Source organism: Jatrophihabitans sp., assembly GCF_036389215.1.
Taxonomy (GTDB): Bacteria; Actinomycetota; Actinomycetes; order Mycobacteriales; family Jatrophihabitantaceae; genus Jatrophihabitans_A.
Window position 1 is genome coordinate 1 of the sequence record NZ_DASVQG010000322.1, and the last position, 12129, is coordinate 12129.

Annotated in this window: 8 protein-coding genes; 2 read left to right on the plus strand and 6 right to left on the minus strand. The window is 69.8% G+C overall.

Going from position 1 to position 12129, the window contains the following annotated elements; translation table 11 throughout:
• Positions 1 to 13 precede the first annotated feature (13 nt).
• A complete protein-coding gene (locus VF542_RS18300; protein WP_408653133.1) occupies positions 14 to 1045 on the minus strand; it encodes a fatty acid desaturase family protein in 1032 nt (343 codons plus the stop codon).
• 251 nt (positions 1046 to 1296) lie between these two features.
• On the opposite strand from VF542_RS18300, the gene VF542_RS18305 reads away from it, so the two are divergent.
• Positions 1297 to 1722, plus strand: a complete 426-nt coding sequence (locus tag VF542_RS18305; protein ID WP_408653134.1) for a DUF5313 family protein — start codon at positions 1297 to 1299, stop codon at positions 1720 to 1722.
• Positions 1723 to 1741: 19 nt separating this feature from the next.
• On the opposite strand, the gene VF542_RS18310 is transcribed toward VF542_RS18305, so the two are convergent.
• Complete coding sequence (locus tag VF542_RS18310) at positions 1742 to 2671, minus strand: formate/nitrite transporter family protein (RefSeq protein WP_408653135.1); 930 nt, start codon at positions 2669 to 2671, stop codon at positions 1742 to 1744.
• A gap of 118 nt (positions 2672 to 2789) precedes the next feature.
• Between VF542_RS18310 and VF542_RS18315 the strand changes: the two genes are divergently transcribed.
• Positions 2790 to 3854, plus strand: a complete 1065-nt coding sequence (locus VF542_RS18315; RefSeq protein WP_408653136.1) for an NAD-dependent epimerase/dehydratase family protein — start codon at positions 2790 to 2792, stop codon at positions 3852 to 3854.
• A gap of 88 nt (positions 3855 to 3942) precedes the next feature.
• On the opposite strand, the gene VF542_RS18320 is transcribed toward VF542_RS18315, so the two are convergent.
• From VF542_RS18320 to VF542_RS18335, 4 genes are all read right to left on the minus strand, one after another.
• Positions 3943 to 5553 (minus strand): hypothetical protein, encoded by a 1611-nt coding sequence (locus tag VF542_RS18320; protein WP_408653137.1) that lies wholly within the window; start codon positions 5551 to 5553, stop codon positions 3943 to 3945.
• Positions 5553 to 7214: an NAD(P)/FAD-dependent oxidoreductase gene (locus VF542_RS18325; protein ID WP_408653138.1), complete on the minus strand. Its 1662-nt coding sequence runs from the start codon at positions 7212 to 7214 to the stop codon at positions 5553 to 5555. Before VF542_RS18325 ends, VF542_RS18320 begins: the two co-directional genes overlap by 1 nt.
• Positions 7215 to 7234: 20 nt before the next feature.
• A complete protein-coding gene (locus VF542_RS18330; RefSeq protein ID WP_408653139.1) occupies positions 7235 to 9001 on the minus strand; it encodes an NAD(P)/FAD-dependent oxidoreductase in 1767 nt (588 codons plus the stop codon).
• 61 nt (positions 9002 to 9062) lie between these two features.
• A partial coding sequence (locus VF542_RS18335) for a thioester reductase domain-containing protein (RefSeq protein ID WP_408653140.1) occupies positions 9063 to 12129 on the minus strand: 3067 nt, incomplete at its 5' end.

Genomic DNA, 12129 nt, shown 5'->3' on the forward strand with positions numbered 1-12129 from the left:
CCGCGTGGTCCGGTCAGCTCCGGGCGGTTCGGCGCAGCGGGGCACCCAACTCGTGCAGGTAACCCAGCGCCGCCGCGTAGGAACCGACCAGGCTGGTCTCGGTGTAGGAGATCTGGCGCTCCTTGCAGTACTGGACCACCAGCCGCTGCGCCTTGGGCAGGTTCGGGCGCGGCATGTTCGGGAACAGGTGGTGCTCGATCTGGTAGTTCAGCCCGCCGAGCAGCAGGTCGGTGAACCAGCCACCGCGCACGTTGCGGGAGGTGAGCACCTGGCGACGCAGGAAGTCCAGCTGCTGGCCGGGGGCGATCACGGCCATCCCCTTGTGGTTGGGCGCGAAGGCGCTGCCCATGTAGATGCCGAAGACCGCCTGGTGCACCGCGATGAAGGCCAGTGCCTTGACCGGCGAGAGCACCAGGAAGACGCCGGCCAGGTAGCCGAGCAGGTGAGCCGACAGCAGCACCCACTCGGTGCGGCGATAGCGGCGCTGGTTGCCCTGGATCAGCGAGCGGACGCTGGCCACGTGCAGCTGCAGGCCCTCGAAGCAGAGCATCGGAAAGAACAGCCAGGCCTGGTAGCGGGCGATCAGCCGGTACAGCCCACCGGTCCGGGCCGCGATGTGGGCGGTGGTGAAGGCAAGGACCGACTCGCCGATGTCCGGGTCGTGCTCCTCGTGGTTGGGGTTGGCATGGTGCCGGTTGTGCTTGTCCAGCCACCAGCCGAAGCTGAGCCCGACCAGCAGGTCACCGATCAGGAGCCCGATCAGGTCGTTGGCCCGCCTGGACCGGTACACCTGCTGGTGACCGCCGTCGTGGCCGAGGAAGGCCAGCTGGGTCGATGCCAGGCCCAGCACCGCCGCGATGCCGAGCTGGTACCAGGTGTCGCCGGCCAGCACGAAGCCCACCCAGACGGCGAGGAAGGCCAGCAGCGTGGCCGAGATCCGGACGGCGTAGTGGCGACCCCGCCGCCGCAGCAGGTTGGCCGCCCGTACCTGCCGGGAGAGGACCGCGAAGTCGCTGCCCCGCGCGGTTTCCGTGCTGGCCGTCAAGAGGTGGCCCGCAGTGGGGTGCGGCCGTGGGGAACAGGCAAGGCGGTGAGCATGAGGCGACCTGACTGCGCCGCAGCTACCAGCGCGAGAGATGTACTGCGGCGGCACGAGGCCGCCGGCTGGACGGAATACCGATTGCTGTGGAGCCTACCTGGTGATCAGCCGCTGACCAGAGCTCTGCGAGTGCCCGATACCGTGGAAACCACGCGCCATCACCTTGACCGGCGCTGATCGAGGAAGGAGTCCGCGCGATGGCCGGCAACACCGGGCGCCGCCGCCGCCCGACTCCCTGGCAGTGGCTGCGCTACAGCGTGGGCGGCGCGCTGCCCGAAGAGCTGTCCGAGTGGGTGCTGCACGACACCACCTGCCGCAGCTGGGCGCTGCGCCAGGTGGTGCGCTCCGTGCTGGTCATCTCACCGCTGATCGTGGTGCTGCTGGTCTTCATCCCGGGCCCGTTCTGGATCCGGGCCCTCAGCGCGCTGGGCGGTCTGCTGATGAGCCTGCTCTACTCCCTGGGCTACCTGGTGGAGACCGCCGAGCACCGGCTGGTCAAGGCCGGCTACCCGGCAGGCACCGGTGCGGCCGTCCGGGAGAGCCGTGCCGTCGACCACCACTCGGCTGCCACCGCCCACCGCCGGGAGAAGATGTTCCGCCGGATGGACAACCGGCGGCGCTGAGCCGGCAAGCCGCGGGCCTTCAGTCGGCAGGCTGGTCTCGCAGGTACATGTACCAGTAGGCCCCGGCGACGAACACCCCCGCGCCCACGGCGTTGCCCAGGTAGGCCATGATCAGGTTGAGCACCATGTTGGAGAAGGTGACCCCCCCGGTGTGCAGGAACATCGCGGCGGGCAGGAAGAACATGTTCGCCACCACGTGGTCGAAGCCCAGCGCGACGAACGCCGTGATCGGGAAGATGATCGCCAGGATCTTGCCGGCCACGTCGCGGGCTGCCAGCGCCAGCCAGACCGCCAGGCAGACCAGCCAGTTGCACCCCATCGCGCGCAGGAACTGCTCCATGTGCGTCTCGGAGACGGCCTTGCTCATGGTGATCGCGCCGAGCCGGGCATAGCTCTGGGTGGCGGTGAGCCCGCCGGTCTTGGCGATCACGCCGGTCCGGTCGGCCAGCACGTACGCCACGAACACCGAGCCGGCCAGGTTGCCGATGGTCACCCACAGCCAGTTCCGCAGCATCTTGGCGACGGTGACCCGGCGCGCCAGCACCGCCAGCGGGATCAGGGCCATGTTGCCGGTCAGCAACTCGGCGCCGCCCACCACCACCAGGATCAGGCCCAGGCTGAACACCAGCCCGGTGACCAGTGTGATCAGCCCGCCCCACTGCTGGGGGTTCAGCCCGGCCGAGCCGACCACCGCCAGCAGGCCGCCGAAGGCGATGTAGGCACCGGCCAGGAACCCGCCGACCAGCGCGTTGCCGGGCTTGAGCGCTGCCTTGGCAGTCCCCGCGGCGACCGCGGCGACCGCCGTCTGTTGCGGCGTGTTGTAGTTGGACGCCGGCGCGGCCTGATGGGGGGCCTGCGCGGCTCCCTGCGCGGAATCGTGAGCTCCCTGGACGGAGTTGTTCGACACCTGTGAACCGTCGTGTGTCAACCGTGAAGCGTCGTAGCGCATCAGCGCCTCCTGATTGTGCGAAGGCGCTGCTTGCCCTTGCATTCCAGTCAAGCGAGCCGTCGGCCCGGACGCAAACCGATGCGGTCGAGCGGCCGGGACGAGCAGGCACACTGGATTCATGCGTATCGCCATCACGGGGGCTAGCGGCAATGTCGGCACGGCGCTGCTCAGGCGGCTCAGCGGCAGCGGTCATGACCTGGTGGGCGTCGCCCGCCGGATCCCGGCTGGCGAGCCGTATCGCGACGTGTCCTGGCACAGCGTGGACCTCGCCGAAGCCGACGCGGCGACCACCCTGAGCACCGCCTTCGCCGGGGTGGACACCGTCGTGCACCTGGCCTGGGGGTTCCAGCCCTCGCACAACGTCGACTACCTGTACCGGCTGGGAGTCGGTGGCACGGCGGCGGTGCTGCAGGCGGCTCGGACGGCCGGCGTGCGGCACCTGATCCACATGTCCTCGGTCGGGGCCTACTCCCGTGCCCCGGGCCGGCGGGTCGAGGAAACGGCCGCTCGCGAGGGCATCCCGAGCCTGGCCTACAGCCTGCACAAGGCGGAGGCGGAGCGGCTCCTGGACACCTACGAGCGGCAGGCAGGCCGGGCGGGCATGCTGATCAGCCGGCTTCGTCCTGGTTTCGTGGTGCAGCCCGACGCTGCCAGCGCGTTGCTGCGCTACGGGCTGCCCGGCTACCTGCCGGCCCGGATCCTGACGCTGCTGCCGATCCTTCCGCTGGATCGCAGGCTGTGCATCCCGGTGGTGCACTCCGACGACCTCGCCGACGGCATCGCCCGGGTGATCCAGCGGCGGGCAGGCGGTGCGTTCAACTTCGCCGGCGAGCCGCCGATCACCCGCGACGACATCGCCGCCGCCCTGGGCGCCCGGCCGGTGCAGGTCCCGGCCAGGGCGCTCAGCCTGCTGGCCGGGGTCGGCTGGCGGGTGCGGCTGCAGGCCCTGGATCCCGGCTGGATCGACCTTGCCTTCTCGGTTCCGCTGCTCAACACCAGCCGGGCCCGGACCGAACTGGAGTGGACGCCAGCGATCGACTCCCGGCAGGCGTTGAGCATGACCATCGAGGCGATGGCGCACCGCCGCGGTGCCGACAGCCCGGTGCTGCGCGCCCGGTCGGCTCCGGATCAGCTGCGCAAGCTGCTGACGTCCGGACCGCTGGGCAACCGGCGGCTGCCCTGAGCCGCTGGCCCAAGCCGCTGCGCCGCTGCCCCGAGCCGCTCGGCTGGGCCGCTGGGCTGGGCCGCTGGGCTGGGCCGCTGGCTGAGTTTCAGCCGGCCCGCTCCTTCGCCGCCGGCTCACGCGGCAGGCTCACCTGCTCGTTCGGCACGGCGGTGATGTTGTCGGCCGTCAGCATGCCGCGGTAGGCCCTGGGAGCCACCGTGAACGTCCAGGCCAGCAGCTTCAGCCGGGTGGGCAGGTTCAGCCGGTAACGGCGTGCCGCCGGCGTGCCGAACTTGTAGAGCGGCGGGATGATCCGGCGCTGGGACAGCAGCCTGAACACCCGGCCGGCCGCGACCGAGGGCTGCACCGACTGCTCCGCGATCGCCCGGGTCGCCGCCGCGCACGCCGTCACGGTCCCGGCAATCCCCGGCGCCAGCTCGAACCACTCCATCCCGCGGTCGAAGTTCGACGCCCCGGCCCAGTTCCCGCTGCGCACCGCGTCGAGCCGGATCTTCTTCAGGGCCAGCGCGGAGCTGATGCTCCACAGCAACCACGCGCGCAGGTAGGCGTTCCAGGACTCGAACCCCCGGGTCGCGACCCGGCCGGCCAGCGCGAAGTCCTCGTGGTAGCCCAGCAACGACTGCTGGAACCCCTCGATGGCCCGTGCCGCCCTCGCGCGGGCCGCTGGTGAGGCCAGCGCGCCGGGAGCGAGCAGGATCGCAGCGCTCGCGTGCACCAGTTCCAGCACCAGCGTGAAGTCCTGCCCGAACAGCACCTCCCCGCGGTCCAGGCCCAGGTGCAGCACCAGCGCGTCGGGGGTGGACCCGCCGCTCGACGGCACCCCGGTCTGGCGCCACGGCCCTTGCCGGCCGGCGCCGCGCAACTGCAGCCCCAGGTCCGGATAGCGCTCGCACAGCCCGGCCAGCACCGCATCGAGGTCGTTGCCGCCCCCGCGGCCGGTGCCGGCCCCGCGGCCGGTGCCGGCCGGCACGCTGAGCGACACCGCGCAGCCGGCGTTGCGCGCGTCGGGGTGATTGTCGAAGGCCGCGACCTGGACCCAGCCGTTCCGGAAGCCGTGCACCGTGGTCCCCTCGCTCCACGGCTGGGTGTAGCCGTCGTCCTTGGCCGGCCGGGACTGCTCGAAGGGGGTCACGCCGGTGAAGATCGCGGTGCCGGCCAGCCTGGCCGGTGCGTCCGCCGAGGCGCCCTGGCAGGCCACCGTCAAGCCGGCACGGCCGGCGGCGTAACGAACCCCGTAACGCTGCGCGAGCTTCCTGGTGTGCCGCTGGACGTCGGGCAGGTAGGCATGCCACTCGGCATGCTCGCCAGGCACGCTGAACTGCACGTTCTCCGACCGGTCATGAGCCCGGCCCGAGCGGTGATAGACGAAGCCGAGACTCTGCTTGATGCCGCTGCTGGACCGCAGCCAGTCCGGCAGCCGGCCGAACATGGCAAGGTCGGCGATCTCGGGCACGGCGAACCGGTCGGCCAGCAGGTACAGCAGCTCGGCGGTGTAGGGCACCGTGGTCACCGCCACCGGCTCGGAGCCGGCCTCCTGCGACACCTCCTGCGACACCGTGACCCGCAGGCCGCCGCGAGCCAGGATCATGGCCAGCAGGTCAACCCCGATACCCGAGCCCGCCAGCACGACATCGCTGTCCACCGGCTCGCTCAGCCGCTGGTCCGCCCACGGAACCTTCTCCAGTTGGGTCGTCATCAGAAGATCCGCTGTCCGCGCAGCTTGTACTTGATCGCTTGCCTGCCGTTGCTCAGCATCAGGCTGCGCACGTCCGGGTCTGCCTTGGTCAAGGCCCACCTGGCGGTCTTGAGCAGGGTCTTGCGGGACGGGCTGAGGAAGCGCCTGGTCCGGTCGGCGAAGCCGAAGTGGTCGGGCACGTAGTCGGCCTCCACCAGCATGGTGTACAGCGTGTCGGCAGCCGCCCGCGGCGTGGTGGTGCCGGCGTCCACCGCGTCGAGCTGAGTCACCATCTCGTCGAACAGCTTCTTGAAGCCGGCATGGTCGGGCCAGTACAACCCGAGGGCGTCGGCCTCCTCGATGTCCTTGAAGTGCTGGTCGTCGTGATCTTCGAAGAACTTCGTGATCGCGCTCTGCAGCCGGAAGGTGCCCGCGTTGGAACCCCAGGCCCAGATCCGGAAGACCGCGGTCCACAGGTCGTAATCGGCGAAGGAGATGAAGGCGGCGTTGACCAGGGCGTCGTTGTAGTCGAGCAGACCCTGCTGCAGGCGGTCGATGTACTCGAACCGCTCGGCGGAGAAGTCGCCGTCCTTCACCGCGTCGATCAACCGCCAGGACAGTGCGTTGATGGATTCGGCCGTGTTCGACAGCCCGCGCGAGAACAGCGGGTCGATGAAGCCGGCAGCATGCGCCAGCAGGCACCAGCGGTCGCCGATGGTCTGCTTCGAGGAATACTGCAGCCGGTCGGTGGACACCCATTCACGCATCGCCTTGGCACCGGCGTACTGCCGTTCGATGTCGGGGTACTTCGCCGCGTAGCGCTTGAACTCCTCGGCAGGGCTCTCACCGGGAACCTTGGGGTACCTGCGCTCGTCGAGGGTCAGCCCCACGCTGCACAGCGGGTTGCGCGAGTTCCGGTGGTTGTCGAAGCCGATCACCCAGAACCAGCCGCGCTCGAACATGTGGTGCACCGTCCCGGAGTACCAGGGGGTCGGCGGGGTGTCCTGCGGCGCGGTGTCGAACAGGTCGTCGGTGCGCGGTACCCCGATCATGTGGTTCCACAGCGAGCGCGAATGGTGCTTGAGCCGGCTGGGATTCTCGCGCAGGTCGAACTTGTCGGCGATCGGTGACCGGAATCCGCTGGCGTCCACGACATAACGAGCCCGGATCCGGGTGTCGCCGGCGTGCACCGTGACCCCGTCGTCGTCGAACTCGACGTCGTCGACCCGGGTGTTCTGCAGCGGCGTGCAGCCGTACTTGACGGCGGTGGCGAACAGGTAGGCATCGGTGTCCTGCCGGTACAGGTGGCTGGCCTCGTGCAGCAGGCCGGGCGTGCCGAACATGTTCACCTCCTTCGGATCCTGCTTCTTGCCCTCGTGGTGCACCAGGAAGCCGAAGTTCTTCTTGATGCCGAAGGAGGGGCCGATCACCTTGGTGCAGTTGGTGAAGGTGGCCAGGGTCTTGATCTCGGGCACGTCGTAGCGCTCTGCGATGGTGCGCAGGGCGACCAGTGTGTAGGGAATGGTCGATTCACCGATCGCGAACTTCGGATGCTGGCCGGCGTCGACCAGTGCTACCCGAACGCCGTTGCGGGCCAGGACCGCGCCGAGCATGGACCCGGCCAAGCCGGAGCCGAGGATGGCAACGTCATAGACGGTCTCTTTGGTGCTGCTCACAGTCATTCCTCCTCTGCTGTCGTGGATTAACGCGGGACCGGTACGCGCAGCCGGCGCCCGATGACGGGCTGCTCGGCGGCCCAGTGCTTGACCTCCGCGCCGAGGTTGAACTCGTCGCGGGACAGTCGCTTCTTGATGAACAGCGTCAGGCCGTCATAGACCAGCTCCCCGATCGGCGCCGGTGCCTCGGTCTTGGCCCACTTCAACGTCTTGAGGACTTTCGGGAAGGTCGCGTTGAACCAGCGGTTGTCCGGATTGGCAAGGCCGAATGCCGGCGGGATGAAATCTGCCGCGGTGAGCTCGGCCATGATGGCGCGAGCCGCCGCCTGCGAGTCGATGCTGCCGACCGAGACCCCCTTGCACTGCTCGCTGACATTGCGCAGCAGCTGGCGGGCCGGCTCGTAGTCCGGGATCGAGCCGTTCGGCGCGAGCTTCTCCAGGTGCAGCAGGTCCCGGGTGTCGTGGGAGTCCAGGAAGGTGGCGTACGCCCGGTTGATCTCGAAGGTGGCCAGCACCTGGCCGGCTGACCAGACCCGGAACCAGGCGTCCCACAGGTCGTAGTCGCCGAAGGAGGTGTAGGCGTTGGCGACCAGGTCGTCGTTGAAGTCGAGCTGGCTCTGTTCCAGGTGCTGCACGTACTCGAAGCGGGCCGGGTCGAAGTCGTCGTCGCGCAGCGCGTCGAGCAGCCGGAAGCCGAGGGCGTTGATGATCTCGAAGGTGTTGGACAGCCCGCGCGAGAACAGGGCGTCGACGAATCCGGCGGCGTGCGAGGTCATGCACCAGCGGTAGCCGACGGTCTGCTTGGAGGAGTACTGCAGGCGGCCGGTGGATACCCAGTCGCGAACCGGCTTGGCCTTGGCGAACTGGGCGCGGATGTCGGGGAACCGGTCGATGAAGGACTGGAACTCCTCGGTGGGCGTGCAGTCGGGCTTCGGGTGGATCCGGGGGTCGAGGTTGAGCCCGACGCTGACCAGCGAGTTGGTGGCACGGGCGTGGTTGTTGAACGGGATCACCCAGGCCCAGCCACCCTCGAACAGGTGGTGCAGGGTGCCCTGGCTCCAGTTTGTGGGGTTGCCGTGCGCGCCCGGCGGAACGGTGTCCTCATACGGCGTGACGTCCACCATGTGGGTGAACATCGAGCGGGAGTGGTGACGCAGCCTGGTCGGTTCCTCGCGCAGCCCGAACTTCGTCGCGATCGGCGAGCGGAAGCCGGAGGCGTCGATCACGTACCTGGCCCGCCACTGCTTGCCGGTGCTGTCGGTGACCGTCGCGCCGGCCTGGTCGACGTCGATGTCGGTGATCCGGACGTTCTGGCGGATGTTGGCACCGTGCTTGGCCGCCACCTGCAGCATCCAGGAATCGATGTCCTGCCGGAAGAAGTGGTTCTCGGTATGGGTGATCTTCGGGATCGGGAATTCGTGGCATTCGTCGAAGCGCTGCGGCTGGCCCTCCCGGTGGTACAGGAACCCGAAGTTGCGCTTGATCCCCGAGGAGGAGGAGATCCGCTCCTGAACGTTCTCAAAGGTCGTGAGGTGCTTCAGTTCCGGGATGTTGTAACGCTCGGCCACCAGCCGCATCAGCATCGAGGTGTAGGGGATGGTCGACTCGCCGATGGCGAACCGCGGGTGTGATCCGGCGTCCAGGATCAGCACCTCGGCCCCGCCCTCGGCGAGTACCGCGGCCATGGCCGATCCGGCGAGGCCGGAGCCCAGCACGATGACGTCGATCTCCGGGCGGGGTCCTGCCGGCGCGGTGGTACTCGGCCTGCTGTCAGGCATGTCGTGCTCGCTCATGAAGTGCTCCACTCTGATCTCTCGACTCGAAGGTGTCGATGCGGATGGTCGGTTGGGGTCGTCAGAGGCTCAGGTAGCCGATGGCGAGGAAGTAGTCGAAGTAGCGGTCCAGCAACGCCCGGTCCAGTGGCGGGCAGACAACGCCGGTACCGGCAAGCGCGGCAACCGTCCGGCCGGTGTCGTAGTCGACGGCCCGCTCGCCACCGACTATCAACTCCTGCACGGTGGGCATCACCGAGTGCAGGTCGTTGGGCTCCACGCCCTGGGTGTCGAGCAGTCGCTGCCACCACTGCGCGGCTGGTATCGATTCCACATCCCAGCCCCGCTCGCGAATGGTCCGCACCAGCTCGGCGAACGGCAGGTGCACCGGATTGACGAGGTGGTAGGCCTGTCCTGTCGCCCCTGCTGCCCCTGTCGCCTGGGCACCGGCCGGAACCGCACCGGCAGCAATCGAGACGAGCGAGCGTGCCACGTAGTCGACCGGGGTCATCTCGATACTGATGTCCAGATCGGGCGCCGCTCCCAGTTGGATGCAGCTCTTGATCACGCGGCAGGTGAAGTGGGTGGTCAGCGCCGCGCCGGTGGCCGAATCGCCGAGCACCCGTCCCAACCGGTACACCGTTGCCGGGATGCCGCGTTCGGCGGCTTGGCGCACCACGTGCTCGGCGGCCCACTTGGTCTGCACGTACCCGGTGATCAGCCGCCCGGCCTCCAGGATGTCGTCGTCCTCGGCCACCTGGTCCCTGCCCTCCACCGGCATTCCCCATATGCCATAGGTAGAAACGTGGTGCATCGGGATGCCCGCCGCAGCGCAGAGCCGGAGCAGCTCGATAGTGCCGTTGACGTTGGCCGGCGCAAGTTGCTCGTAGGTATGGGCGAAGTTCACCCAGGCCCCGTTGTGCACGACCGAGTCCGTGCGGGCCAGCAAGTCCTCCCACACCCCCGCCGCCAGCCCCAGCCCGGGCGCTGCCAGGTCACCGGCGACGATCCGGATCCGGGCGGCATCGAGTTCGGCCGCGGCGAAGTAGCCGCCGGCATTGGTCAGGATGCGCTCCAGCGCCGCCTGGTCATCGCCGCCGCGTACCAGGCAGTCCACCACGCGCTCGCTGTCCTGGGCCAGCAGCTCCCGCAACAGGTAGGCCCCGACGAAGCCGGTGGCGCCGGTGAGCAACACCCGCCGGCCGAGTCCGGCGCGGGCTGGCCCGGCCAGCTGGATGTCCTCGGGCAACCGGCTGCGCAGGCTGAGGTTCTCAGCCAGCTCCGCCGCGTCCGCGGGTTCGGTGGCGCCCTGCGCCGAGTCCGAATCATCCACCATCGACAGCAGGAACTCCGCCCACTCGGCTAGCGTGCTGCGCTCGAAGAACGCGGCCGGCGTCACGCTGAGGCCCAGCTGGCGGCGGCAACCGCCGGTCACCTCCATGACCATCACCGAATCCAGTCCCAGAGCGAAGACGTCGGTACCGGCCTGGATCGACGTGGCCGCCACGCCCAGCACCCCGGCGACGATGCCGCCGACAAGTTCGGTCATGGCTGCCAGCTGCGCCTCCCGGCCACCTTCCTCACCAGCCGCCAGTACCGCGGCCAGCCCGGTCGAGGCCGCGCCGTCGGTGGCCTCGTCGACCACGATGTCGGCCAGGATCGGCCGCGGGCCACGGGCCTCCATCACCGGCCGGTAGCGCGACCAGTCAGCGGCGCAGACGATCTGGTGCGTCCGGTCCGAGGCCACGGCCTCCCCCAGCAGGCTCAGGCACTGGTCCGCGGCCAGCTGCCGCAACCCCACCGATTCCAGGAAGTCCAGGACGTCCTGGCCGAACAGGCTGGAGGGCAGCTCCCAGGGACCCCAGGCCACCGCCGTCACCGGCAGTCCCTCCGCCGCCCGGGTATCGGCGAGCGCGTCGAGGAAGGCATTGCCGGCGGCGTAGCTTGCCAGGTGCTGCGAGCCCCAACTGGACGCGATCGAGGAGAACAGCACGAAGAAGTCGAGATCCAGGGTGCGGGTCGCCTCGTGCAGCCCCCAGGCGCCGAGTACCTTCGGCGCCCAGACGCGACGGTAGGTCTGCTCGTCGGCATCGACCACGAACTGCGGCTCGGACACCCCTGCCGCGTGCACGACACCGCGCAGCGGCAGCAGCGGATCGGCGGCCAGCCGGTCGACGAGCTCGGCGGTCGCGGCCTGGTCGGTCACGTCCACCGCCTCGACCACCAGGTTGACGCCCTGGGCGCGCAGCCGGCGGACCGCGACCCACCGGTCCGCGGCCGCCTCGGCGCTGAATGCCTGCGGTTCCGGGCTGCGGCTGGTCAGCACCAACCGGGACACCCCACGGCGGGAACACCATTCGGCCAGCGCCAGGCCGATGCCGCCCAGGCCTCCGGTGATCAGGACGGTTCCGGCGGCGCTGAGCAGCGAACGGCTCCTCGGCGCGGGGGTGCCGGTGCGGGGCCGGACCCGGGCACCGAATCGATGGCCGGCGCGCTGGGCCTGCTGGTCATCGGTGGCGCTGCTCAGCAGCGCCTGAGCGATCACCGTGGCGGCCCTCGCGCAACTGGCGGCGTCGCCGACCTCGACCTCGGGGTCGATGTCCACCAGGCCGCCCCAGTGAGCCGAATGCTCCACTGCCAGTACCCGGCCCAGGCCCCACAGCGGGGCACCGGCGGGGCCGGTGATCCGTTGCTGGTCGCCGGTGCGGACCGCGCCGTGGGTGACCATGCTCAGCCGGGCCCCTGACTCCTCCTGCCCGGACAGGCAGCGCATCACCCGCAGCACCAGGTACTCGCTCTGCAGCGCGCGCTCTGCCAGCACCGCCGCGGTGGTGCCGGTGGCGTCGGGCAGCGCGGCGGCATCCAGCAGCACGATCCGGCCGCCCACCGGCAGCCCGCCACCGTCGAGCCGCTCGCGCAGCTCGTCGGTGCTGATCGGCTCCACCACCGCGCCCTGGTCGGTGAGGGCGTCGGACAGCGCGCCGGCCAGCGGAGCCGGCCCACCCACCAGCAGCACATGCCCGGCCGTCACCCCACCGGCCGGTGTCACCTGTGCCGGCACCGGCGGCAGTTGCTGCCAGGCATGCTCGAGCACCAGGTCGTCACGGCGGTACCAGGGCGCCCGCGGCGCGGTCCGGGAGGCCTCGGGC